General features: G+C 60.0%; 20 protein-coding genes and 1 pseudogene. 9 read left to right on the top strand and 12 right to left on the bottom strand.

Annotation, left to right across the window (positions count from 1 at the left end):
* Positions 1-8 precede the first annotated feature (8 nt).
* On the bottom strand, positions 9-3,461 hold the full coding sequence (locus HW556_RS04985; protein WP_176898557.1) for a methylmalonyl-CoA mutase family protein: 3,453 nt from the start codon (positions 3,459-3,461) through the stop codon (positions 9-11).
* A 227-nt stretch (positions 3,462-3,688) separates the two neighbouring features.
* Here HW556_RS04985 and HW556_RS04990 point away from each other — a divergent pair, with 227 nt between their 5' ends.
* On the top strand, positions 3,689-4,354 hold the full coding sequence (locus HW556_RS04990) for a hypothetical protein (RefSeq protein ID WP_176898558.1): 666 nt from the start codon (positions 3,689-3,691) through the stop codon (positions 4,352-4,354).
* 59 nt (positions 4,355-4,413) lie between these two features.
* On the opposite strand, the gene HW556_RS04995 is transcribed toward HW556_RS04990, so the two are convergent.
* The 6 genes and pseudogenes from HW556_RS04995 to HW556_RS18900 form a co-directional block, all read right to left on the bottom strand.
* On the bottom strand, positions 4,414-5,280 hold the full coding sequence (locus HW556_RS04995) for a carboxypeptidase-like regulatory domain-containing protein (protein WP_176898559.1): 867 nt from the start codon (positions 5,278-5,280) through the stop codon (positions 4,414-4,416).
* Positions 5,281-5,543: 263 nt separating this feature from the next.
* Positions 5,544-6,776, bottom strand: coding sequence for a formaldehyde dehydrogenase, glutathione-independent (fdhA, locus tag HW556_RS05000; RefSeq protein WP_176898561.1), 1,233 nt, complete (start codon positions 6,774-6,776; stop codon positions 5,544-5,546).
* Between the two features lie 149 nt (positions 6,777-6,925).
* Positions 6,926-7,327: a GlcG/HbpS family heme-binding protein gene (locus tag HW556_RS05005; protein ID WP_176898563.1), complete on the bottom strand. Its 402-nt coding sequence runs from the start codon at positions 7,325-7,327 to the stop codon at positions 6,926-6,928.
* 162 nt (positions 7,328-7,489) lie between these two features.
* Positions 7,490-8,782: a glycoside hydrolase family 15 protein gene (locus HW556_RS05010; RefSeq protein ID WP_317170476.1), complete on the bottom strand. Its 1,293-nt coding sequence runs from the start codon at positions 8,780-8,782 to the stop codon at positions 7,490-7,492.
* Between the two features lie 150 nt (positions 8,783-8,932).
* Positions 8,933-9,196, bottom strand: a pseudogene (locus HW556_RS18895) (trehalase-like domain-containing protein); the annotation flags it as partial.
* A gap of 18 nt (positions 9,197-9,214) precedes the next feature.
* Positions 9,215-9,349, bottom strand: coding sequence for a hypothetical protein (locus HW556_RS18900; RefSeq protein ID WP_317170475.1), 135 nt, complete (start codon positions 9,347-9,349; stop codon positions 9,215-9,217).
* A 201-nt stretch (positions 9,350-9,550) separates the two neighbouring features.
* On the opposite strand from HW556_RS18900, the gene lepA reads away from it, so the two are divergent.
* The 7 genes from lepA to HW556_RS05045 all read left to right on the top strand — a co-directional run bounded on the left by lepA (position 9,551) and on the right by HW556_RS05045 (position 16,617).
* Positions 9,551-11,338: a translation elongation factor 4 gene (gene lepA, locus HW556_RS05015; RefSeq protein WP_176898565.1), complete on the top strand. Its 1,788-nt coding sequence runs from the start codon at positions 9,551-9,553 to the stop codon at positions 11,336-11,338.
* Between the two features lie 100 nt (positions 11,339-11,438).
* The gene (locus HW556_RS05020) at positions 11,439-11,654 is read left to right on the top strand and encodes a hypothetical protein (protein ID WP_176898567.1); all 216 of its coding nucleotides are present in this window, start codon (positions 11,439-11,441) and stop codon (positions 11,652-11,654) included.
* Between the two features lie 18 nt (positions 11,655-11,672).
* Positions 11,673-12,581, top strand: a complete 909-nt coding sequence (locus tag HW556_RS05025) for a bifunctional 5,10-methylenetetrahydrofolate dehydrogenase/5,10-methenyltetrahydrofolate cyclohydrolase (protein WP_176898569.1) — start codon at positions 11,673-11,675, stop codon at positions 12,579-12,581.
* A 228-nt stretch (positions 12,582-12,809) separates the two neighbouring features.
* Positions 12,810-13,391: a 7-carboxy-7-deazaguanine synthase QueE gene (locus HW556_RS05030; RefSeq protein ID WP_246289530.1), complete on the top strand. Its 582-nt coding sequence runs from the start codon at positions 12,810-12,812 to the stop codon at positions 13,389-13,391.
* Between the two features lie 26 nt (positions 13,392-13,417).
* A complete protein-coding gene (locus HW556_RS05035) occupies positions 13,418-15,367 on the top strand; it encodes an OmpA family protein (RefSeq protein WP_218136864.1) in 1,950 nt (649 codons plus the stop codon).
* A 340-nt stretch (positions 15,368-15,707) separates the two neighbouring features.
* Entirely contained in the window at positions 15,708-16,076 is a 369-nt protein-coding gene (locus HW556_RS05040; protein ID WP_176898573.1) for a hypothetical protein, read from the top strand.
* Between the two features lie 175 nt (positions 16,077-16,251).
* Complete coding sequence (locus tag HW556_RS05045; protein WP_176898575.1) at positions 16,252-16,617, top strand: hypothetical protein; 366 nt, start codon at positions 16,252-16,254, stop codon at positions 16,615-16,617.
* Between the two features lie 137 nt (positions 16,618-16,754).
* Here the strand turns inward: HW556_RS05045 and HW556_RS05050 are convergent, their stop codons facing one another.
* Complete coding sequence (locus HW556_RS05050; protein WP_176898577.1) at positions 16,755-18,050, bottom strand: citrate synthase; 1,296 nt, start codon at positions 18,048-18,050, stop codon at positions 16,755-16,757.
* Between the two features lie 246 nt (positions 18,051-18,296).
* On the opposite strand from HW556_RS05050, the gene HW556_RS05055 reads away from it, so the two are divergent.
* A complete protein-coding gene (locus HW556_RS05055; protein ID WP_176898579.1) occupies positions 18,297-19,196 on the top strand; it encodes an aldo/keto reductase in 900 nt (299 codons plus the stop codon).
* Between the two features lie 13 nt (positions 19,197-19,209).
* Here the strand turns inward: HW556_RS05055 and mnmE are convergent, their stop codons facing one another.
* The 4 genes from mnmE to HW556_RS05075 form a co-directional block, all read right to left on the bottom strand.
* Positions 19,210-20,601: a tRNA uridine-5-carboxymethylaminomethyl(34) synthesis GTPase MnmE gene (gene mnmE / locus HW556_RS05060; protein ID WP_176898581.1), complete on the bottom strand. Its 1,392-nt coding sequence runs from the start codon at positions 20,599-20,601 to the stop codon at positions 19,210-19,212.
* A 141-nt stretch (positions 20,602-20,742) separates the two neighbouring features.
* Positions 20,743-21,402 carry a metal-dependent transcriptional regulator gene (locus HW556_RS05065; protein ID WP_176898583.1) on the bottom strand — a complete coding sequence of 220 codons (660 nt, stop codon included), beginning with the start codon at positions 21,400-21,402 and terminating at the stop codon, positions 20,743-20,745.
* Positions 21,403-21,510: 108 nt separating this feature from the next.
* Complete coding sequence (locus tag HW556_RS05070; RefSeq protein WP_176898584.1) at positions 21,511-22,530, bottom strand: 3-oxoacyl-ACP synthase III family protein; 1,020 nt, start codon at positions 22,528-22,530, stop codon at positions 21,511-21,513.
* A 96-nt stretch (positions 22,531-22,626) separates the two neighbouring features.
* Positions 22,627-23,859, bottom strand: coding sequence for a glycosyltransferase family protein (locus HW556_RS05075; protein WP_176898585.1), 1,233 nt, complete (start codon positions 23,857-23,859; stop codon positions 22,627-22,629).
* Positions 23,860-23,995 lie beyond the last annotated feature (136 nt).

Below are 23,995 nucleotides of genomic sequence, written 5' to 3' on the forward strand. Positions count from 1 at the left end.
GAACCGGCTTACATATTCCGCCGATACTGCCCGCCGACCTCGAACAGGGCATTCGTAATCTGGCCGAGCGAGCAGAACTTGACGGTGTCCATTAGCTCCTCGAAGAGGTTGTCGTTGGCCACGGCCACTTGCTGCAGGTGCTTGAGGCGCGCGGGAGCCTCGGCGGCGTTGCGGGCCTGCAGGGCCTCCAGCATCGTAATCTGGTACTGCTTCTCCTCCTCGGTAGCCCGGATTACCTCGGCGGGTATCACCGTGGGCGAGCCCTTGGACGAGAGGAAGGTGTTGACGCCGATAATGGGGTACTCGCCCGTGTGCTTGAGCATCTCGTAGTGCATGCTCTCCTCCTGAATCTTGCCGCGCTGGTACATGGTTTCCATGGCCCCGAGCACGCCTCCGCGCTCCGTGATGCGGTCGAACTCGGTGAGCACGGCTTCTTCCACCAGGTCGGTCAGCTCCTCGATGATGAACGAGCCCTGGAGCGGGTTTTCGTTCTTGGCCAGGCCCAGCTCGCGGTTGATGATGAGCTGGATGGCCATGGCCCGGCGCACCGATTCTTCGGTGGGCGTGGTAATGGCCTCATCGTAGGCGTTGGTGTGCAGGCTGTTGCAGTTGTCGTAGATGGCGTACAGGGCCTGCAGGGTGGTGCGGATGTCGTTGAAGTCGATTTCCTGGGCGTGCAGGCTCCGGCCGCTGGTCTGGATGTGGTACTTCAACATCTGCGAGCGGGCGTTGGCGCCGTACTTCAGCTTCATGGCCTTGGCCCAGATGCGGCGGGCCACCCGGCCAATTACGGCGTACTCGGGGTCGATGCCGTTGGAGAAGAAGAACGAGAGGTTGGGCGCGAAGTCGTTCACGTCCATGCCCCGGCTCACGTAGTACTCCACAAACGTGAAGCCGTTGCTCAGCGTGAGGGCCAGTTGGGTGATGGGGTTGGCGCCAGCCTCGGCAATGTGGTAGCCCGAAATCGACACCGAGTAGAAGTTGCGGACCTTCTCGTCGATGAAGTACTGCTGCACGTCGCCCATAAGGCGCAAGGCAAATTCGGTGGAGAAAATGCAGGTGTTCTGGGCCTGGTCTTCCTTGAGAATGTCGGCCTGCACCGTGCCGCGTACTTGCGTGAGGGTACGGGTTTTGATGCCGGCGTACACGTCGGCGGGCAGCACCTGGTCGCCGGTTACGCCGAGCAGCATGAGGCCCAGGCCGTCGTTGCCCTCGGGCAGCGGGCCCTGGTAGTGGGGGCGGGGCTGGCTGTAGCCTTGGTAGATTTCGTCGATTTTCTGGCTCACCTCATCTTCCAGGCCGTGTTCCTTAATATAGAGCTCGCACTGCTGGTCGATAGCAGCATTCATAAAGAAGGCGGCAATGGTAGCGGCCGGCCCATTGATAGTCATGGAAACCGACGTGCTCGGGTTGGCCAGGTTGAAGCCCGAGTAGAGCTTCTTGGCATCGTCGAGGCAGGCGATGCTCACGCCGGCATTGCCGATTTTACCGTAGATGTCGGGCCGGTGGTCGGGGTCTTCGCCGTAGAGCGTTACCGAGTCGAAGGCCGTGCTGAGGCGCTTGGCGGGCAGGCCCATGCTCACGTAATGGAAACGGCGGTTGGTGCGCTCGGGGCCACCTTCGCCGGCAAACATGCGGGTGGGGTCTTCGCCCTCGCGCTTAAACGGGAACACGCCGGCCGTGTACGGGAACTCGCCGGGCACGTTCTCCTGCAGCTGCCAGCGCAGCAAATCGCCCCAGGCCGTGTAGCGCGGCAGGCTCACCTTCGGAATCTGGGTGCCCGACAGGCTCTGGGTGTGCGTCTGGAGGCGGAGCTCCTTGTCGCGCACCTTGAACACGAACTCGGGCGCTTTATAGGCGGCTACCGTTTGCGACCAGTTCTCCAGGAGCTTCCAGTTCTGACCGTCCAGGCGGAGCTTGACCTCCTCGAAGGTGCTCTCCAGGCCGGCCACGAGTGTTCCGGGCTCGACTCCGGCAGGGCTTGCGCCGCCGCCGCTACCAATTCCTCCGGCACTGTTTCCGGCGAGGCTTTCAACGGCTCCGACGGCTTGTCGGATTCCATAGAGCTGCTGCGCTGTGGCAGACTGTTTTTGAACCCACTGGTCATACTGGCGGTTGGTTTCGGCTATTTCTGAAAGGTACCGCGTGCGGTGCGGCGGAATGATGTAAATCTTCTCGGAGTCTTCCACCGAGGTTTCGAGCTTCGAGGCAAAGGCGTGGCCGGTACGCTCCTCCATAGTAGCCAGCACGGCGCGGTACAGCCGGTTCATGCCCGGGTCGTTGAACTGCGAGGCAATGGTACCGAACACGGGCATGGTATCGGTCTGCTTGTCCCAGAGGCCGTGGTTGCGCTGGTACTGCTTGCGCACGTCGCGCAATGCGTCCAAAGCGCCCCGCTTGTCGAACTTGTTGAGGGCAATAACGTCGGCAAAATCGAGCATGTCGATTTTCTCCAGCTGGGTGGCCGCGCCGTACTCGGGCGTCATCACGTAGAGGCTGGCGTCGGAGTGCTCGATGATTTCGGTGTCACTCTGCCCGATGCCGGAGGTCTCCAGGATAATCAGGTCGAAGTCGGCGGCCCGTACCACGTCCACGGCATCCTGCACGTACTTGCTCAGGGCGAGGTTGCTCTGGCGCGTGGCCAAACTGCGCATGTACACCCGCGGCGAGTTGATGGCATTCATCCGGATACGGTCGCCGAGCAGCGCCCCGCCCGTCTTGCGCTTGCTGGGGTCGACGGAAATAATGGCAATGGTCTTCTCGGGGAAGTCCATCAGAAACCGCCGCACCAACTCATCTACTAACGACGACTTGCCCGCGCCACCCGTGCCGGTGATACCGAGAATGGGCGTTGCCAGCTTGCCGTCCGTATCGGTAGCAGATGCAGTATCAGCGTTCAGCTTTTTGCTGACCGCTAAGAACTCCTCGGGGAAGTTTTCGGCGGCCGAAATCAGGCGGCCGATGTCGCGGGCATTCTTGTCTTTGAGGTGGTCGGCCTCGCCGTTGAGGTTCTGGCCGGTCGGGAAGTCGGCCTGTTCGAGCAGGTCGTTGATCATGCCCTGCAGGCCCATGGCGCGGCCGTCGTCGGGCGAGTAGATGCGGGTGACGCCGTGGGCCATCAGGTCCTCGATTTCGGAGGGCAGAATCACGCCGCCGCCGCCGCCGAAGAGCTTGATGTGGCCCGCGCCACGCTCCTTCAGCAGGTCGTGCATGTACTTGAAGTACTCGTTGTGGCCGCCCTGGTAGGAGGTAATGGCAATGGCCTGGGCATCCTCCTGAATGGCGCAATCCACGATTTCCTGCACCGAGCGGTTGTGGCCCAGGTGGATCACCTCGGCACCGCTGCTCTGAATGATGCGGCGCATGATGTTGATGGCGGCATCGTGCCCGTCGAACAGCGCGGCGGCCGTTACAATGCGAACGTGGTTTTTAGGTTTATAAGGCGCTACGGGAGCTTGCATATCAAGGGGGGCAGTTGGGTGGGTTTTGGTAGGGCTAAGGTACGAAACAGGCAGCGGGGGCGCGTTGCAAGCGCCCGAAATCTGGGGCAATACGCAAATGTAGCCGGCCGGCATTCACAGTAGCGCGGTAGTTTTACGCCATGCCGAAACGAACGCCCCGGAATTTGCAGACGATATGCGCAAGCTTACTACTGCTCGGATTACTTGCCTGGCTGATGGGGTTTTTTATGCCGGCCTTCATACCCGGCAAGAGTGCCAATGACTTGTACGCCCTGCAGCCGGAGTACAGTTCAGGTAATGCAGCAGAAGCCCGGAAAGCCTACTACGCAACCGAAGAAGCCTGGCGCACCAGCCGCAACTCCTGGCTCGATTTCGGCTCTGGCGTAGCTATCAGCAGCCTCACGATTCTGTTGTTTCTACGCGCCAACCGGGTACAAACCTGGGCACGTTTCCGGCGGCTGAAAACCGTTGGTAAAAGTGGGTTTGTTATCTGGCTGAACGCTGGCTGGGCCGTATTGTTTGCCGCCCTTTTTTGGTACTACCATTACCGGGGCCTGCGCGGCGACTTCCGGCCCATGGCCGATACCATTGCCATTCCACTGATGTATGGGCTAATAGCCTTGTTTGGAGGTTGGCTCGTCAGCAATGCACTATTTCTGCTCGCTTTGAGGCCGGCGCGCCTGCCCGCGCTACTGTTTGAGAAGCCCAAATACAACTCATGGCCAGCCGTGCTGGTCGATGCACTAGTATTCCTGCCACTAATGTTTACTGGACTCTACACCGTTGCAACTATCATCGACGGCGACCACCTGACGATTCCCGCTGCGCTGCTGTTCTTCTACCTGCTGCTTATGCTGCGGGCAGTATATATGCGGGCAATCAACGAACGGTAACAGGTGGAAGGCACAGGCACAAGGTGCGATACGAATGAAATGCTATTAAAACCAGCCTCTCACCGCCAACTCTGCACGTTCAAATAAATGCTGGGCCGGGCGGGGTAGAATTTCCAATTGGCCTGGCTTTTATCACGGGTATATATGCGGTGTAGGGGAGAGGGAAGTAGCGCCGGAACATCGAATGATTGGTAATTGGGCGTTACTCCCACCGCGTCGAGCCACTGCAGCGCCACCACCACCTTCTGCCCTTTACTGAATTGCAGATTATGCGGCCGCAAATCGACCTTAATCCAGCCCCGCTGCCGGTCGGTTAGTACCAGTTGGATGTCTTGGGACAATAGCAGTTCCGCGGGCCGGCCGCCGCGCACGGCGTAAAACAGCAGTCGTAAGCGTACCTGCCGAAACGGGTTGTACTGTACATACACGTTGAAATCATCCACGTAGCAGTTGCGGGGCGAAGTGAGGAAGGTGCCGAACTCCGAGCCGAGCTTTTCGCGGCGACGGACACTGTCCTTCACAATGCTGTTCGCGCCCCAATGGGCAACGCCACTAGTGCTTGTTCGGCCCAGTACTTGTGGCCGTAATTGCCGGTGGCGTACCGTTACCTCGCGCAGCACTTGGGGCTGCGTTTTCAGTTTTATGGTCAAATCTGCCTCCCGCAGCTGTCCGAGCAGCAGCCGGGCCGGTCGGTAGCCTACACCCGTCACGATGACTGAGTCGGTGGCCGCTAACTCAGGCGAATCAGGAAAGCGGAAGCGGCCCTGCACATCGGCTACGGTACCGGCGGCCTTGCCCTTCACGCCAATGGAAGCGAAGGGAACCGGCGCAGCAGTGGAATCGGCACGCAGCACACGGCCGCTGAGGGTTTGGGCAGACAGGAGCAGAGGAGAGCCGCAAAGCAGCTGCAATAGCAGGAGGCGCATTCCGGAAGTGGGGACGGTACGGCCGGAAGAGGGCAGCAGGGCTATTAAACGTTGCAAGGGGGACGCGGTAAGCCAAGCATGCTTGCCGAAGCTTTCGTGAATTCCGCGCAAATCCTGCCAGAAATTTCTCTCCCAGCTACTCCATTTTAAATCACCGTACGGTCCCCAGTTTCGCTTGTCAGGTATGGGATAGTGAAATAACAAGCTACAAAAAATGCCCCGACGAATCCGCCAGGGCATTTCCACTATAAATCGAACTGAGCTTACGCCGTTTCCTTTTCCTTCTTTTTGGCCTTGGGCTTCACCTCCGGAATCAGGTTGTGGGGGTTGATGACAAACTTTTTGGCCACGCCGCTGTCGAATTCCTCGTAACCGCGGGGCGCGTCGTCGAGGCTGATAACCTCCACGTTCACGGCCTTAGCAATCTGTACTTTGTCGTACAGAATGGCCTGCATGAGCTGGCGGTTGTAGCTCATCACGGGCGTCTGGCCGGTATGGAACGAGTGGCTTTTGGCCCAGCCCAGCCCGAACCGGATGGAGAGGCTGCCTTTCTGAGCGGCCTTGTCCTCGGCACCCGGGTCTTCGGTTACGTAAAGGCCGGGAATGCCGATCGAGCCCCCGGCGCGGGTTATTTCCATGAGCGAGTTGAGCACGGCCGCCGGCACTTCCTTCTTCGAGTCGGTGCCGTGCCCGCTGGCCTCGAAACCTACGCAGTCAACGGCGCAGTCGATTTCCGGCACGCCCAGAATCTGGGTGATTTGCTCGGTCAGGGTCGCGTCGAGGCTCAGGTCCACGGTTTCGCAGCCGAACGAGCGGGCGTGCGCGAGGCGGGCTTTATTCATGTCGCCCACAATTACCACGGCCGCGCCCAGCAGCTGGGCCGACGCGGCGGCGGCCAATCCTACCGGCCCGGCGCCGGCAACGTACACGGTGGTACCCGGCCCCACGCCGGCCTTTACGGCCCCGTGGAAACCGGTCGGGAAAATATCGCTCAGCATGGTCAGGTCGCGGATTTTCTCCATTGCCTGGTCCTTGTTGGGGAACCGGAGCAGGTTGAAATCAGCGTAGGGCACCATCACGTACTCGGCCTGGCCGCCAATCCAGCCGCCCATGTCTACGTAACCATAGGCACCCCCGGCGCGGCCTTCGTTTACGCTTAGGCAAATGCCGGTTTTCATCTCTTTACAAGTGCGGCACCGACCACACGCCACGTTAAAGGGCACCGAAACCAGGTCACCTTTTTTAAGGAACTCGACGTCGGTTCCTATCTCAATCACCTCGCCGGTTATTTCGTGGCCCAGAATCAGGCCGGCCGGCGCGGTGGTGCGGCCGCGTACCATATGCTGGTCGGAGCCGCAGATGTTAGTCGATATAACTTTCAGTACTACGCCGTGGGTGATTTTCTTGCCTTTCGGGTTTTTTAGCTCCGGAAAGTCGATATCCTGAACGGCTACTTTGCCGGGTTCCAGGTAAACTACGCCTCTGTTGTTAGCCATACTAGTGGGTTTTGGGAGTGGTAGATAAGGTGTAAGACGCCAAACGGCAGCCTTCGCAATAGAGGAAGACCGCCGTTTGTTGTTCTAATAAAAGGTAGGTTGGCGCCATAAGGTTTGCGGCGGCATCTGGGCGGGCCGGCCGCAACCGGCTACTGCAGCGCCTTCATGCCGGCTTCGGCCACCGTGTGGTCGTTCTCCACCGAGTCGCCCGACACACCGATAGCGCCCACAATTTCATCGCCCTGCTTGAGCGGAATGCCACCGGGGAAGGTGATGAGGCCACCGTTGGAGTGCTCGATGCCGAAGAGCGAGCCGCCGGGCTGCGAGAGGCCGCCGATATTGCCGGTGGGCATATCGAAGAAGCGGGCCGTTTTGGCCTTCTTGATGGAGATATCGAGCGAACCGAGCCAAGCGCCGTCCATACGGGCAAATGCCACGAGGTTGGCTCCGGCATCCACCACGGCAATGTTCATTTTTACACCCATTTCCTGCGACTTCTGGCGGGCGGCTTCAATAATCTGCTGGGCTTGTTGGAGGTTGATAGAGCTCATGAGAACGGGTTTGGTGAGTGAGGTTGTACGCAGGTATAAGTCGAAAGACGGAAATAGGTTAAATACGAGTTGTTTGACGCGAGCCAAAGGGCCTGCCGCGGCAGACCGGCTAGCTGCGGGTAAGCGGCGGGGCCGGTCAGGTCTGCGGAGCCGTTGCGGCAGCTACACAAAATCGTGCCCCCGGTTGTTGCCGCGGTGGTGGCGGGCGTCGAGGTCGCGGTTGAGCTGGAAGGCGGCGCTGATGAGGGCCAGGTGGGTGAAGGCCTGCGGGTAGTTGCCGATCTGCGCGCCCTGGGGGCCGATCTGCTCCGAGTACAACCCCAGCGGACTGGCAAAACCCAATACCTTCTCGAATAGCAGCCGGGCGTTATCCAGGTCGCCGGCCCGCGACAGGTTCTCAATGTACCAGAACGAGCACATGGTAAAGGTGCCTTCCTGGCCGGTAAGCCCGTCGGTAGCCCCACCGTCGAGGTGGTAGCGGAACACCAGCGAGTCGACGACCAGTTCCTGCTCTATGGCCCGCATCGTGGCCTGCCAGCGCGGTTCGGCCGGGCTGAACATGCGGATCAGGGGCAGGGCAATAGAATCGAGCACTTCACCGCCTTTATACTGCACGAAGGCCTGCTTTTCCTCGTTCCAGAAGTTGTGGTACACCTCCTCGTAAATCTCGTTGCGCACCCGGTGCCAGTCGGCCAGCGGGGCGGGAAACGAGCGGTCCTGGGCAATGCTGATGGCGCGGTCCAGGGCCACCCAGCACATCATCTTGGCCGACAGAAAGTGCTGTTCCTGGTCGCGCACCTCCCAGATACCGTGGTCGGGCCGCTGCCAGTTCTCGGCCACGAAATCCACGAGCCGACAGATCTGCTGCCAGAAGGCGTAGGTGATGGCCCCGCCGTACTTATTATAGAGGTAAATCGTGTCGAGCAACTCCCCATAAATATCAAGCTGGAACTGCTGAGCCGCCCCGTTGCCGATGCGTACGGGCCGCGAGTCGCGGTAGCCGCTCAGGTGCTCCAATTCCTGCTCGGGCAAATCGGGCGACCCATCTACGCGGTACATGAGCTGGAGGTCGGCGGCATCGGCCAACTGCTCGCACCGGGCCATGATCCAGTGCAGAAACGCCTTCGACTCGCCCGTAAAGCCCAGACGCAGGAAGGCGTACATAGTAAAGGCCGCGTCGCGTACCCAGGTAAAGCGGTAGTCCCAGTTGCGGGAGCCGCCCACGGCCTCGGGCAGCCCGAAAGTGGCGGCGGCTACCGTCGAGCCGTGCTCGAGAGAGGTGAGCAGCTTGAGCGTGATGGCCGAGCGCATCACTATTTCGCGCCAGCGGCCGGTGTAGGTGCTGCTTTCCACCCACTCACGCCAGAAGCTGAGCGTATCGGCAAAGGCTCCTTCGGTGTAGTGGGCAAGGTCGCGGGCAATGAAATCGGGGGCGTCGACGGGCGTGGCCTCCATCACGAAGCTGGCCGTTTCGCCCGCGTGCAGGGTCCAGCTGCCCACCGCGTCGCCGTCGGGGGTTGCTTCCAGCGGATGGCTGCTCAGGAGCCGGAACTGCAAGTGGGCATCCGCCGTTTCGAGGCCCCGGAACAGCAGGCTGCCGTCGTCCTGGGTTTCCACGCGGTGGGGGGCGCGGGCATAGTCGAAGCGCGGGGCGCAATTCAGCTGGAATGTGAGGCTGCCCTTAATTACGCGCAGGCTGCGCACCACGGCACAGTTCTGCTCGTGGCGCTTCACGGGCATGAAATCGGTGAGTTCGGCAATGCCGCCCTCCAGCAGAAACCGCGTCAGCAGCACGCCCGTGTTGGGCAGGTACAGTTGCTTGGTGCGCACCTCACCTTCGGCCCCGGCCGGCTGAATCGACCAGGAACCACCTTTTTCCGCATCGAGTTAGGCCGCAAAAATGGTGGGCGAATCGAAACGGGTAAAGGGCAGATAATCGAGCGAGCCGGCCTTCGATACCAAGGCCACGGTGTGCAGGTTGCCAATCAGGCCGTAATCTTCGAGCGGAGTGGTTTGGGACATATGGAGCAGAAGGAGGGGCGGTGAAGTTGGTTGGCTAGCTCGGTGCTTTGCTAGACGCATACCGCCCTAACAACGCAAATTGAGCTAGGTCCGGCGAGCCTTTTGGTTGAATTCCGCCGTTCTCTACTGCCGAGCTACTGCCTCGCCGTAGCATATCCCGGCGGCGTTGCGTACCTTTGAAGCTAGAAAAAACTGCCCTCTGTGAAGAACATCCGCAATTTCTGCATCATTGCCCACATCGACCACGGCAAAAGCACGCTCGCCGACCGCCTGCTCGAATTCACGAGCACTGTGGCCAAGCGCGACATGCAGGCTCAGCTGCTCGACAACATGGACCTGGAGCGGGAGCGAGGCATCACTATCAAGAGCCACGCCATTCAGATGCAGTATCCCTACAAAGGGGAAATCTACACGCTCAACCTGATTGACACTCCTGGCCACGTCGATTTCAGCTACGAAGTAAGCCGCAGTATTGCTGCCTGTGAAGGCGCGCTGCTCATCGTCGACGCCTCGCAGGGCATTGAGGCCCAGACGATTTCCAACCTCTACCTCGCCATCGGGGCCGACCTGGAAATCATTCCGGTACTCAACAAAATCGACCTGCCCCACGCAATGCCCGAGGAGGTGAGCGACGAAATCGTGGACCTCATCGGCTGCGAGTACGAGGATATTCTGCACGCCTCCGGCAAAACCGGTCTCGGCATCGAAGGCATCCTCAACGCCATCATTGAGCGGGTACCGGCCCCCAAGGGCGACCCTGAAGCGCCGTTGCAAGCCCTGATTTTCGACTCCGTTTTCAACTCCTACCGCGGCATCGAAGTACTGTTCCGTATCAAGAACGGCACCATGTGCAAGGGCGACAAGCTCCGCTTTATGGCCACCGGCAAGGAATACGGCGCTGACGAAATAGGCATTCTGGGCCTCAACCAGGAGCCGCGCCAGGAAATGGGCGCCGGCAACGTGGGTTACCTCATTTCGGGCATCAAGGAAGCCCGCGAAGTGAAAGTGGGCGACACGATTACCCACGTCGCCAACCCCACCAAGGATGCCATCAAGGGTTTTGCCGATGTAAAACCGATGGTTTTCGCCGGTATCTATCCCGTCGATACCACCGAGTACGAGGAGCTGCGCTCGTGCATGGAAAAGCTCCAGCTCAACGACGCCTCCCTGGTCTGGGAGCCCGAAACGTCGGTGGCGCTGGGCTTCGGCTTCCGCTGCGGCTTTTTGGGCATGCTGCACATGGAAATCGTGCAGGAGCGCCTGGAGCGCGAGTTCAATATGACGGTGATTACCACTGTGCCCAGTGTGCAGTTCCACGCCACCGGCACCAAAGACCAGCTGCTGACCATCAACGCGCCGAGCGAAATGCCCGAGCCGAACATGATCAAGTACATCGAGGAGCCCTTCATCAAGGCCCAGATCATCACGGCTGCCGATTACGTGGGTCCCATCATTACGCTCTGCATGGACAAGCGCGGCGTTATCAAAGGCCAAAGCTACCTGACTTCCGAGCGGGTGGAGATGACCTTCGAGCTGCCGCTGTCGGAAATCGTATTCGACTTCTTCGACAAGCTGAAAACCATCAGTCGCGGCTACGCCTCGCTCGACTACGAGCTGATCGGCTTCCGCGAGTCGGATATGGTCAAGCTCGACATCATGCTCAACGGTGAGAAGGTCGATGCGTTGTCGGCCATCGTGCACCGGAGCAAGAGCTACGAGTGGGGCCGCCGGCTGTGCGAAAAGCTGCGCGAGCTACTGCCTCGCCAGCAGTTCGAAATTGCCATCCAGGCCAGCATTGGCCAGAAGATCATATCCCGCGAAACGGTGAAAGCCCTGCGCAAAAACGTAATTGCCAAGTGCTACGGCGGCGACATCAGCCGCAAGCGCAAGCTGCTCGAAAAGCAGAAGGAAGGCAAGAAGCGCATGCGTCAGGTTGGCTCCGTGGAGATACCACAAGAGGCCTTCCTGGCCGTTCTGAAGCTTGACTGATAACTGAAACGCGCCTGCCACAGGCGCGTTTTTTATACGTACACAATCATTTTCACCTGATGCACTTCTTAACCGGGCGTGTGTTGCTTTCCCTCATACCATGTCTGATCATCACCTCGTAAAGAATTGTCGCAGTTACGACCAGCTGGAGAAAATCCGCCGGGGCCAGGAGCGTAAATTCCGCTGGCGCGACGACTGGCCTGTGATGGAAAAAGCCCTGCTCGCCGCCGGTGCCGAAGCCATTACGGCCTACGAAGCATCGGTTGCCGCCGAATCGTCGCCGGCTGCTACTACCGTTGATAAGCCTTCTGCCTAACCAACCCCTGTCTGCTGCATGACGACCGCCCCCGACGCCACAACCTACCGCCTCATCGACGGCAAGCAAACCGCCGAGGACATCAAAGTTGAAATTGCGGCCGAAGTAGCCGCTCGTAAGGCGGCCGGCCATAAAACGCCCCACTTGGCCGCCATTCTGGTGGGCCACGACGGCGGCTCGGAAACCTACGTGCGCAACAAAGTGCTGGCCTGCGAGCGGGTCGGCTTCGAAAGCACGCTGCTCCGCTACGAAGACAGCATTACGGAGGCCGAGCTGCTGGCCAAGGTGGCCGAGCTGAACGAGGACCCGCAAATTGACGGTTTCATTGTGCAGCTGCCGCTACCTTCCCACATCGACACCAACAAGGTGATTGAAGCCGTGCGCCCTGAGAAGGACGTGGACGGTTTCCACCCGATGAATATCGGGCGGATGGTGGCTGGGTTGCCGGCACTACTGCCGGCTACGCCCTCGGGCATTGTGGAGCTGCTGCGCCGCTACAACCTCGATACCGATGGCAAGCACTGCGTGGTTATTGGCCGGTCGAACATCGTGGGCACGCCGGTTAGCATCTTGCTGGCCAAGAACCTGGAGCCCGGCAACTGTACCGTTACTTTATGCCACTCGCGCACTCAGAATCTGCCCGAGATAACCCGCACGGCTGATATTCTGGTAGCGGCCCTGGGCCGCCCCGGCTTCGTAACGGCCGACATGGTAAAGCCCGGCGCGGTGGTGATTGACGTGGGTACAACTCGGGTAGAGGATGCCAGTAAGAAGGCGGGTTGGGCGCTGAAAGGCGACGTGAACTTCGAGCAGGTCGCCCCGTTGGCCTCCTATATCACGCCTGTACCCGGCGGCGTTGGCCCCATGACCATTGCCATGCTACTGCTCAACACGTTGCGGGCTGCCAAGGCAGAGGTGTACGGTTAGCTGATGCCAGGCAGAAGCTAAGTGACTAAAATCCAATTAGTCTTGCCCGGGCTTTCAGAATCAGGCGCGTTGTAGTACTTTTAAAGTCGGTCTGCCGGGAAAAGCACCAGTTACTGCGGTAGTTGGATTTCCCAGCGGCCCGACTTGTTTTTTTTCAGAAGGTTACCCGTTTTGCTACACCAACTTCCAGTTACTTCAGTTACGCCGGCCGCCACTTCGCTGCCCGTGATGGAGCAGTTTTATACCATTCAGGGCGAAGGCTACAACACCGGCCGCGCTGCCTATTTCATCCGCCTCGGCGGCTGCGACGTGGGTTGCGTATGGTGCGACGTGAAGGAGTCGTGGCCGCTGGATGCCCATCCGCGCCACGCTCTTACCGACCTGGTAACGGCCGTAACGGCGCACCCGGGTCGCAATGTGGTAGTAACCGGGGGCGAGCCACTCATGCATGAGCTGGGGCCGCTCACGGCTGCGTTGCAGCAGGCGGGTTGCCAAACTTGGATTGAAACCAGCGGCGCTTACCCGCTCAGCGGAAACTGGAACTGGATTTGTGTATCGCCCAAGAAGTTCAAGGCCCCGCTGCCCTCAGTGCTGGTAGCAGCCCACGAGCTGAAGATTGTGGTGTTCAATAAAAGCGACTTTGCCTGGGCAGAAGAGCATGCCGAGCAAGTTGGGCCCGATTGTCGCCTCTACCTGCAGCCCGAGTGGAGCAAGGCTGCCAGCATGACCCCGCTTATTGTGGAGTACGTGAAGGCTAACCCGCATTGGCAGGTATCCTTGCAGACCCATAAGTACCTCGATATTCCCTAGCGCCCTCACCTTTTAGCCCGTTCTGTATGCGTCGTTCGCTTTTCGTGCCGTTGGTGCTGCTACTAACCGCTGGTAGCCTTTCGCCGCGGCCGGCAGCTGCTCAGGCGCAGCTTAGCTCTTCCAATACCAAGGCCCGTAGTCTGTGGGATAAAGCACAGGCGCAGGCCAAGGGCCGCGACTTCACCAAGGCCCTCGAAACGCTCGATCAGCTCACCCAGAAATTCCCGTCGTTGGGGCAGCCGTACCTGCTGCGGGGCTCTTTGCTGAAGGCCATGGGCGAAAACCAAGCGGCTTTTGATGCCTACCGGACAGGCCTGCCCAAGCTGCCCGTCGATGCGGCCCGGAGCAACGACTACTTTCTGCTGGGTGAGCTGGCCATGAGCTTTGGCGACTATACCACGGCGGCCGATGCGTACCCGAAGTTCATCAAAACGGCTCCCAAAGGCCAGCGCAACATCCCGCAGGCCAAGCGCCAGCTGCTCAACTGCGCGTTTGCGGCCCAGGCCATAGCCGCGCCCACCGGCCCCGAGCCCACCCGGCTGCCCGAGCCGCTTAATACTTACCGGTTTCAGTACTTCCCGGTGCTCACGGCCGACAGCCGCTTTCTGCTTTTCACTGGCCGACCCACGGCTGCCAGCGACGAAAATCTGTTTGTGAGCCGCCAAAACCCCGACGGCACCATGGGCGAGCCGGCTTCCATCTCACCGGCCATCAACACCTCGTTCAACGAGGGGGCGGGTGCTATTTCCGGCGACGGTAAAACGCTGGTGTTTGCTTCCTGCGACCGGGCCAACTCGGTGGGCAACTGCGACCTGTATATCTCGCGGCGCACCGGTAATGCCTGGAGCAAGCCCGAAAACCTGGGCCGCAACGTAAACTCGCCCGAGTGGGACTCGCAGCCCACGCTTTCGGCCGATGGCCGCACACTGTATTTCACCAGCACCCGGCGCGGTGGACAGGGCCAGGAGGATGTGTACATAACAACGCTCGACGAGCAAGGTAAATGGACGCCTGCCCGTAACTTGGGCACACCCGTGAACACGCCCGGCAAAGACATGGCCCCGTTTATTCATGCCAGCGGCACTACGCTATACTATGTAACCGACGGACTGGTAGGCATGGGCGGGCTTGATATTTACCGCTGCGAACTGGTGTCTGATGGCAAGTGGGATGCGCCCCGCAACCTGGGCTACCCGCTCAATACGTTCGAAAATGAAGCGTCGCTGTTTATCAGTTCCGACAACCGCCGGGGCTTCTGCTCGCGCTGGCGTACGGCCGAGCCGGGCGTAAAGCGCCAGCGCGACCAGCCGGTAGAGCTGTACTCGTTTGAGACGCCTGCCAGCATCCGTGCCCGCGAAACCAGCACGTACGCCCAGGGCCGGGTGTTCGATGCCGTGACCAAAAAGCCCATTGCCGCCGACGTGCAGCTCTACGACCTCAACACCAACGAGCTGGTGCAGTACGTGAACTCCGACGCTGAAACCGGGGAGTATACCGTGGTGCTCAACGAGGGTCGCCAGTACGCCATGTACGCCGCCGCCGACAAATACCTTCTCCGTAGTCTGAGCTTTGATTACAGCAGCCGCCGCAGCTTCGACCCCCTCACTCTCGACCTCTACCTCGATCCGGTGGGTGCGGGCCGTAGCGTAGTGCTCAACAATCTGTTCTTTGATGTGAGCCAGTACGAGCTCAAGCCCAAGTCGCGCACCGAACTCAAGCGGCTGGTGAGCTTCATGAAGCAATACCCCACCATTCAGGTGGAAGTATCGGGCCACACCGATGATGTGGGCTCCGACGATGACAACCTGGTGCTGTCGCAGAACCGGGCCAAATCGGTGTACCGCTATATGCTAAGCCAGGGTGTAGAGGCCGCTCGCCTGCGCTACAAGGGCTATGGCGAGGCCCGCCCGCTGGCTCCCAACGACTCCGAAGAAAACCGCCAGCAGAACCGCCGTATCGAACTGCGGATTCTGTAGCAGGCTCGCGCAACTGGCCGCCGCCAGCTGGTTTTGCCTCCAACTCCAATCGAAAAAAGGATAATTACGCGAGTAATTGCACTTTTTTTGATTGGAGTTTTTCTTTTTTATAGCACTATCATCAATCTGATAATGAGATGTTTAATCAATATGTATAAAAGTTATTGATTAGAATAGTGATAAAAAAACATTTTATAGTTTAATAATTTGGTGTACATTTGATTATTCCCACAAAGCAGACGGCGCTTGTGGGAGTAGTGGTAACACTCCTTTAATAGGAGGCATTCCGCTACCAACAGCCCTAAACATTCATCTTCCAACCCTTTCTCCCTCTTTTGCCATGAAGAAAGTTGCACTTTTCGTCTGCCTGCTTATTGCCGCTCCGGGTGTTATCCTGGCAGCTTCGCGCGCCGACAACCCTACCAGCATTACGGCCCGCGCTACGGCCCTCACCCGCGCCATTTCCGACCGTATCCGGCTCGATGAAGGCCAGTACCTGCGGCTCAAGCAACTCAATATCCGTATGCTTAGCGAGCAGGAGGAGTTGAAGTCCCGCTTCGCCGCTGAGCAGCCAATGCTCGACCAGCGCCTGGCCGATGCCCAGCTCTACTACGAAATGGCCCTGCTTGATATGTTGCGGCCCGCCCAACGGTCTTTGTTCGACCAGCACCGCGCCAGCATGACGGCCATGGGTACGCTGTCGAAATAGTAAGCTTGAGCTGCCACGGCTCGACTCCCTGGAGTTGGGCCGTGAGCTAAGCTGACAACAGCATCCGAAGTAAAACAAATATTGCTTATGTCATATTTGTTTAGTATCTTGATAAGACAATTTTGGACAGTGAAGTTGGACGGGTGCTGATTTTTCCACCAAACCTTCTACAACTATGAAAAACGTGCTTACTCTACTGGGCCTCGCACTGCTGATGTCCTCCGGAACTCCTACTGTGGCCCAGGCCGATGGCGGGGGCACAACAATGGGCGAGCGGGCTACGGCCATGACCTGGCGTATTGCCGAGCGCACTCAGCTCAGCGAAGGCCAATACGTCAAGTTGCGCCGCCTCAACGTTGGGCTGCTCTCCGAAATGGCAACGCTGCGCAACCAGCTCAAAGCCGAGCCTGCAAACCTCGACCAGGCCCTATCCGATCTGCTGCAGCGCTACGAGTGGGATGTAGCAGCCCTGCTGCAACCCAAGCAGCTCGCCGTCTACGATGGTATCAAATCTGAATTTACGGCTGTCAATATCCGCTGATTGACAGTTCTTTACCGGGTATTACTTCAGGTAACGCTCGAATAATTTGACAATAAAAAAAGCCCGCATAAGCGGGCTTTTTTTATGCAGGACTACATGGACTGCGAACCGGCTGAGCCGGCCCACAGTGCCGTAGTTTAGGCATTACGCTGGTCGATGGCCACGTAGTCGCGCTCGGTTTCACCCACGTAAATCTGGCGCGGACGGCCGATAGGCTCCTTGTTCTCACGCATTTCCTTCCACTGGGCAATCCAGCCGGGCAGGCGGCCCAGGGCGAACATTACCGTGAACATTTCGGTCGGGATGCCGATGGCCTTGTAGATGATGCCCGAATAGAAGTCTACGTTCGGGTAGAGCTTGCGCTGAACGAAATAATCGTCGGTGAGGGCGGCCTGCTCCAGCTCCTTGGCAATCTTGAGCAGAGGGCTGGCTTCGAGGCCCAGGGCCTTGAGCACGTCGTCGGCGGCCTTTTTGATGATGGTGGCGCGGGGGTCGAAGTTCTTGTATACCCGGTGGCCGAAGCCCATCAGGCGGAACGAGTCGTCCTTGTCCTTGGCCTTGTCAATCCATTTCTGGGTGTCGCCACCGTCGCGCTCAATGCTTTCGAGCATCTCCACTACTTCCTGGTTGGCGCCGCCGTGCAGCGGGCCCCACAGGGCGTTGATACCGGCCGAAACCGAGCCGTAGAGCGAGGCGTTGGCCGAACCCACGAGGCGCACCGTTGAGGTGGAGCAGTTCTGCTCGTGGTCGGCGTGCAGAATGAGCAGCTTGTTGAGCGCCTTCACCACTACGGGGTTGATGGCATACTTCTCCGTAGGGAAGCTGAACATCATGTAGAGGAAGTTGGAGCAGTAATCGAGGTCGTTGCGCGGGTAGTTGAGCGGGTGACCCATGTTGTTCTTGTAGGTCCAGGCCGCGATGGTCGAAATCTTGGCCATCAACCGGATTACATTCAGGTCGATTTCCTCCTTGCTCAGGTCGGGCGAAACGCTTTCGGGGTAGAAGGCGGTGAGCGAGCAGATAAGGGAGCTTAGAATGGCCATTGGGTGGGCCGCCGACGGAAAGCCGTCGAAAATCTTGCGCACGTCTTCGTGCACCAGCGTGTGCTGCGTGATTTTCTCGCTGAATGCGTCGAGCTCAGTCTGAGTAGGCAGTTTGCCGTAAATCAGCAGGTAAGCAACTTCAATAAAAGTGGAGTTTTCGGCCAGCTGCTCAATTGGATAGCCGCGGTAGCGCAGGATGCCTTCTTCGCCGTCGAGGAAGGTGATGGCGCTTTTGCAGGCTCCTGTGTTCTTGTAGCCGGGGTCGATGGTTACGTAGCCCGTCTGGTCGCGGAGCTTGCTGATGTCGAAGGCCTTTTCGTGCTCAGTGCCTTCAATTACGGGGAGTGTGTACGACTGCCCGTTGAGCGTCAGTTCAGCAGATTCTGCCATAAAGCGTAGGTTGAAAAGTGGGGGTACAGGGCGAATTTAAAGATAATAACCGGCAAGCGGGCAACCCGGCCGGCGGTTACTGGCTATAGTACAACCCGAACAGGATGGTTGTTCGCCATTTCACCTGACGCAAAGAAACGGCGCAGGGCCGATAAATACGGCATTAAGCCCGTTTTTTTACGACTTGTCCGGCCTTTTTTTGCATTATGGTGCCCAAACCGCGTCACCATTCTATTTCCGCACGCTATGCACTACGCTACCCTGGGTACCACTGATTTGCAAGTAAGCCGCTTGGGCTTCGGCGGCATGTCGTTGGGGGATGATATGGCCGCCGACCGCCGCCTGCTCGATGAAGCGCGGGCCGGTGGCATCACCCTTTTCGACACGGCCGACCTGTACGAGCACGGCCGCAATGAGGAGCTGTTCGGTACTGCCTTCCGCCACTGCCGCGCCCAGGTGGTGCTGGCCACCAAAGTGGGCAACCAGCGGCGGCCCGATGGCCAGGGGTGGGACTGGAACCCCTCGGGCGCCTACATCCGGCAGGCCGCCGAAGCCAGCCTGCGCCGCCTCCAAACCGACTATCTCGACCTGTATCAATTACACGGCGGCACCCTTGATGACCCGCTTGATGAGGTAGTTGAAGCCTTCGAGCGGTTGCGGGAGCAGGGCAAAATCCGGCACTACGGTATTTCCTCCATCCGGCCCAACGTCATCCGGCGCTACGTGCCCGGCACCGGCCTCAGCAGCGTCATGCTGCAGCTCAGCCTGCTCGACCAGCGCCCATTGGAAGCCGTGCTGCCCCACCTGGCTGCCCACGGAGTAGGCGTGCTGGCCCGCGGGGCGCTGGCCCAGGGCCTGCTGGTCGGCAAGCCCGCCCGCGAGTATCTAAACCAACCGGTTGGGGCCGTACAGGCAGCAGCAGCTGCCGTGGCCGCTGTGGCCAAGCGCCTGCAACGCCCGCCCGCCGAGGTGGCTGGCCGCTTCGTGCTCGATACGCCGGGCGTAACGGCCACCGTACTCGGCATCCGGACCGCCGCGCAGCTGGCCGAAGCCTTGCAACTGGCCCGGAGCGCGCCGCTGCCGCCCGATGTCCGCCACGAACTGTTGCAGGCCGCACCGGCCAACACCTACCAGGAGCACCGCTAGGGTCCGGCATATCTTACTTGCCGATACAGAACTGAGTGAAGATGCTGGTAAGTAGGTCGTCGGAGCTGATTTCGCCGGTTATCTGGCCCAGGGCGCCCAAGGCGTGGCGCAGGTCGGCAGCCAGCAGCTCGGTGCCGCCGCCGGTGCTCAGGCCCACCAGCACGGCGTCGAGGTGGCGGTCGGCTTGCTCGAGGCTGCGGGCGTGGCGCAGGTTGGTAACGATGGTGCTGGCCCCAGTCTGGTCGAGGCCGTTGAGGCGCACCCGGGCCAGCAGGGCGGCGCGCAATTCCTCAATACCGATGCCCTGGCCGGCAGCCAACAGCAGCGTGTCGGGCCGGGAATGGAAGGGGGCAGCCTGGGCTTCAGAAGCCAGGTCTAGCTTGTTACCCACGGCCAGTACGCCCACGCCGGCGGGCAGGTTTAGCGCTTCAATTTCCGCGTGAAGCTCAGCCGGAGAAGTTGTCGAAAGGTCAAACAGATACACGACCAGCGCCGCCTGCTGCACTCGCTGACGGGTGCGCTCCACACCCAGGGCTTCCACCACGTCGGTGGTGTCGCGCAGGCCGGCCGTATCTACGAACCGGAATCGGATGCCCTCGATGCTCACCTCATCCTCAATCAGGTCACGGGTAGTGCCGGCCACCTCCGACACTATGGCGCGGTCTTCGTTGAGCAGGGCGTTGAGCAGGGTGCTTTTACCGGCGTTGGGCCGGCCGGCAATAACGGTGGTCACTCCGTTTTTGATGACGTTGCCTAGCTCGAAGGAGCGCAGCAACCGGCGTACCAGCGCCTGCACTTCCTGCAGCAGCACTACCAGCCCGGTGCGGTCGGCAAACTCCACGTCTTCTTCTCCAAAGTCGAGCTCCAACTCCAGCAACGCTGCGAAGTGCACCAGCTGGCTGCGTAGCTCCCGCAGCTCGCGCGAAAAGCCGCCCCGCATCTGGCGCAACGCTACCTGGTGGCTTAAGGCCGAGTCGGCGGCAATCAGGTCGGCTACAGCTTCGGCCTGGGCTAAGTCGAGGGCGCCGTGCAGGAAGGCGCGCTTGGTGAACTCGCCGGCTTCGGCCAGGCGGGCGCCGTGGCGCAGCAGCAGCGCCAGCACCTGCCGCACAATGTAGTCGGAGCCGTGGGTGCTGATTTCCACCACGTCTTCGCGGGTGTAGGAGTTCGGGCCGCGGTAGAGCGACACGACAACCTCATCCAGAATCTGCGCGCCGTCGCGTAGGGTGCCGTAGTGGAGTGTGTGGCCGGGCTGCTCGGCCAGGCGCTTGCCGGCAAATACCTCGTCGGTAATGGTAATAGCCTGCGGGCCCGAGAGGCGCACCAAGGCAATTGCGCCGGCGCCGGGCGGCGTGGAGAGGGCGACGATGGTATCGGAAAGGGAGAGGGGCAGGTCGGCGGCCACGGCGGTTGGGTGTGATGGGGCCGCAAAGGTACGGCGGGTTGAAATCTAAAGAGAGCAAGTAAAAAGTAAAAGCCGTAGAACGAGCATGATGCTGACGTTCTACGGCTTTTACTTTTTACTTGCTCTCTTTGACTTTCAGCGTTAATCCGTCAGCATCAGGTTACGGCTTACCTCGGCTGAAATGAGCTGCTTGCCTTCCTGGTTGATTCTGATTTCAAGCGAATTATCAAACAGAATCTTATCCATGACTTCAATGTGGGTGCCGAGACCTACGCCCACCTTGTCGAGGTACTGCAGAAAGGGGGCGGAGGTGTTCCGGACGGATACCACGCGGCCCTGCTCGCCGGGGCGCAGATCGGCCAGCAGGCGGTGTTCGGGGCGGTGCAGTACACCCTCGGCCGTCGGAATCGGGTCGCCGTGGGGGTCGAGCTGCGGAAAGCCCAGGAACTCGTCGAGGCGGCGCACCAGCAACTCGGAGTCGACATGCTCCATCTGCTCGGCCACATCATGCACCTCATCCCAGTGAAACCCGAAGTGCTGAACCAGAAACACCTCCCAGAGCCGGTGCTTACGGATGGTGGCCAGCGCCACGCGCTGCCCGGCCTCGGTGAGCGTAACGCCCCGGTAGCGGGTGTAGTTGACGAGGCCCTTCTCGCCGAGGCGCCGCAGCATATCAGTCACCGAAGCGGGCCGGGTCTGCAACTCCTCGGCGACGCTGTTGGTACTTACCTCGGTGCCTGGCTGAAACTCCGAGAGTTTATAAACGGCTTTCAGGTAGTTTTCCTCAGTGAAGCTGGGCATGCGTGTTGAATTAAAAATTAAGAATTAAAAGTTAAAAATTGGCCGTTGACTGGCTGGCATGATGAGGTGAACGGCCCATTTTTAACTCGTAACTTTTAATTGAAAAGCCTACCACTTAATGAGCGCCGAAGCCCAGGTAAAGCCCGAGCCGAAAGCGGCCAGGCACACCAAGTCGCCACGCTTGATGCGGCCTTCCTGCATGGCTTCGCTCAGGGCAATGGGCACCGAGGCGGCGGTGGTGTTGCCGTAGCGCTGAATGTTGCTGAATATCTTGTTGTCGGGGAGGCCCATTTTCTGTTGCACATACTGCGTGATGCGCAGGTTGGCCTGGTGCGGAATAAGCATATCGAGGTCTTGGGGCTGGTAGCCGTTGGCATCGAGAGCCTCCTTGATCACCTGCGGGAAGCGCACCACGGCGTGCTTGAACACGTTCTGGCCGTTCATGACGGGATAGAGCTCAACCTCGTTCTCCAGATTCTGGATAAACGCCGTCCGGTCCTGACGATTCGAGCTGGGCTCCTTTACAATCAGCTCCTCGGCGTGCTCGCCCTGCGAGTGCAGATGCGTACTTAGTACGCCGTGACCCTCGCGGGTGCAGGGACGCATTACTACGGCTCCGGCGCCATCGCCAAAAATAACCGACACCGCCCGGCCACGGGTGCTGATATCGAGGCCCGAAGAATGGATTTCGGAGCCTACCACCAGCACGTTGTCGTACATGCCGGTTTTGATGAACTGGTCGGCCATGCTTAGCGCGTACACGAAACCCGAGCACTGGTTGCGCACATCGAAGGCCGGTACGGGAGCCTTAATGCCTAGTTCGCGCTGCAGCAGCACGCCCGAGCCGGGGAAGAAATAATCGGGCGAGAGCGTGGCAAACACAATCATTTGCACGTCGTCGGGCTCGAGGCCGGCCATTTCGAGGGCGCGGCGGGAGGCCTTGGCGGCCATGTTGGCAGTGGTATCAACGCCCTCGGTAAACCAGCGCCGCTCCTTAATACCGGTGCGTTCCTGAATCCACTCGTCGGTGGTGTCCATCAGGGTGATGAGGTCGGCATTGGTAACCACGCGCTCGGGCACATAGTGACCGACGCCGGCAATTTCAGAGTTGCGGAGAGAGTTGTTCATCGGGGGAGGGATTTGCGGAGCAGTACAGAAGAAAGCAGGCGCCGAAGGTAAAGAAAAACGGTTCCGGTTCCGTAAACGGGCTGCTAAGGTCGGTAGTTACCCAATAGAATCCAGCAGCGCTAATATTTTTTTGGCTTCCGGCTCCCAGAAGGCCAGCGGCGGTGGCCCCTGCGGGTAATACGTGCCTGCCCGTAGCGCAGCTGCCAGCTTGGCAGCCGCCGGGTAGGTGGGCTGCTGAAAATCGAAGCCCAAGCCGGCCCCGGCGGCTTCGACCAGCGGCTGCCAGAGCGGGTTGGGGGGCAGCACCAGCGGCAGTGCCAGGCCCAGATACTCGAACAGCTTGGTAGGTACGCAGCGGGCCGTGCTGGGGTGGGGCCGGTAGGGCAGCAGCCCCAGGTGACTGCGGCGCAGCTCGGCTACCACGTCCTCGTGGGGCACCAGCGCCGCCCCGCCCACCAGCGTAACGGCCCCATTGGTCGCCGCCACGGCCGCTTGCAGCCGTGCCAGCAGCGCCGGCTGCTGGCAGGACCCAATAATGGTTAGGTGGGCCAGCGGCCACACCGTGCGCAGGTGGGCCGCAAACCGCAATGCTTCCCATACCCCGTTCAGCTCCGAAATGGTGCCCGAATACACCAGCCGCAACGGCTCCGAAACCTCAGGCAGCCGCCGCGGCCAGGCAGCTGGTATTGCATCATAAGGCTGATACTTATTTTCAATGATGAGTGCTGGAAGAGGGCCTGTTGTTGTCTGCCTTTTGCCATCCGAAAGGGTAGAATCCCCAGAAGTACTCACGGCTTCCGTTAGCGCGGCTAAGGCCCCGGCCGCAAAGGGCAGCTCGGCGGCGTAGCTTCGTTCGGCCAGCAGAATGGCGGCGGCGCGGGCGGCAGCCAGCGTTTCGAGGCGACGCACCAGCCCGGCCAGCAGGTGGCGGGCCCAGGGCGGGTACACGGCCTGCGTCCGGATGTTGAGGGCGTAGTTTTCGCGCACATCATATATAAAGCGCCGGCCCCGGCCCAGCCACTGCCAGAGCACGGTGGCCGGCAGCAGTTCGGGGGCGTGCACAAATACCAACGTAGGTTGCAGCTGTTGCAGCAATTGCCAGTAGTGCCACTGCGCCCGTAGCCGCGCCAGGCTCAGGCGGGTGCCACGCAGCAGCTCGTGCACGTGCAGGTTGGGCGGCAAACCGGGCGGCCGGGGCGCGGCGCGGCCCGCTACGTGCACCTGAGTTCTGGGCCGTTGGGCCAGGGTGCGTCCGAACTTGCCCAGCATCCGCGTATCGTCGAGGGGCTTTAGTACGGAGGCCAGTAGAATGGTGAGGGCGGGCGGCATAGCAGGGGCGAAGATGGGGTTTTTTGGCTCCTCAAAGGTGGCTTTCGGCTTTCGCAGGGTTTATCGTAGGCGCTATAATCATGCTCTCAGCTCGTATCCATTACCTTTAAGCCGTAAATCAACTCCAGCAACCAAC

Source organism: Hymenobacter terrestris (assembly GCF_013377905.1).
Taxonomy (GTDB): Bacteria; Bacteroidota; Bacteroidia; order Cytophagales; family Hymenobacteraceae; genus Hymenobacter; species Hymenobacter terrestris.

Coding starts and splice junctions, on each gene's coding strand:
- HW556_RS04985 (WP_176898557.1), bottom strand. CDS start 3,461: ATGCAAGCTCCCGTAGCGCCTTATAAACCTAAAAACCACGTTCGCATT.
- HW556_RS04990 (WP_176898558.1), top strand. CDS start 3,689: ATGCCGGCCTTCATACCCGGCAAGAGTGCCAATGACTTGTACGCCCTG.
- HW556_RS04995 (WP_176898559.1), bottom strand. CDS start 5,280: ATGCGCCTCCTGCTATTGCAGCTGCTTTGCGGCTCTCCTCTGCTCCTG.
- fdhA (WP_176898561.1), bottom strand. CDS start 6,776: ATGGCTAACAACAGAGGCGTAGTTTACCTGGAACCCGGCAAAGTAGCC.
- HW556_RS05005 (WP_176898563.1), bottom strand. CDS start 7,327: ATGAGCTCTATCAACCTCCAACAAGCCCAGCAGATTATTGAAGCCGCC.
- HW556_RS05010 (WP_317170476.1), bottom strand. CDS start 8,782: ATGGAGGCCACGCCCGTCGACGCCCCCGATTTCATTGCCCGCGACCTT.
- HW556_RS18900 (WP_317170475.1), bottom strand. CDS start 9,349: ATGTCCCAAACCACTCCGCTCGAAGATTACGGCCTGATTGGCAACCTG.
- HW556_RS05020 (WP_176898567.1), top strand. CDS start 11,439: ATGTCTGATCATCACCTCGTAAAGAATTGTCGCAGTTACGACCAGCTG.
- HW556_RS05025 (WP_176898569.1), top strand. CDS start 11,673: ATGACGACCGCCCCCGACGCCACAACCTACCGCCTCATCGACGGCAAG.
- HW556_RS05030 (WP_246289530.1), top strand. CDS start 12,810: ATGGAGCAGTTTTATACCATTCAGGGCGAAGGCTACAACACCGGCCGC.
- HW556_RS05035 (WP_218136864.1), top strand. CDS start 13,418: ATGCGTCGTTCGCTTTTCGTGCCGTTGGTGCTGCTACTAACCGCTGGT.
- HW556_RS05040 (WP_176898573.1), top strand. CDS start 15,708: ATGAAGAAAGTTGCACTTTTCGTCTGCCTGCTTATTGCCGCTCCGGGT.
- HW556_RS05045 (WP_176898575.1), top strand. CDS start 16,252: ATGAAAAACGTGCTTACTCTACTGGGCCTCGCACTGCTGATGTCCTCC.
- HW556_RS05050 (WP_176898577.1), bottom strand. CDS start 18,050: ATGGCAGAATCTGCTGAACTGACGCTCAACGGGCAGTCGTACACACTC.
- HW556_RS05055 (WP_176898579.1), top strand. CDS start 18,297: ATGCACTACGCTACCCTGGGTACCACTGATTTGCAAGTAAGCCGCTTG.
- HW556_RS05065 (WP_176898583.1), bottom strand. CDS start 21,402: ATGCCCAGCTTCACTGAGGAAAACTACCTGAAAGCCGTTTATAAACTC.
- HW556_RS05070 (WP_176898584.1), bottom strand. CDS start 22,530: ATGAACAACTCTCTCCGCAACTCTGAAATTGCCGGCGTCGGTCACTAT.
- HW556_RS05075 (WP_176898585.1), bottom strand. CDS start 23,859: ATGCCGCCCGCCCTCACCATTCTACTGGCCTCCGTACTAAAGCCCCTC.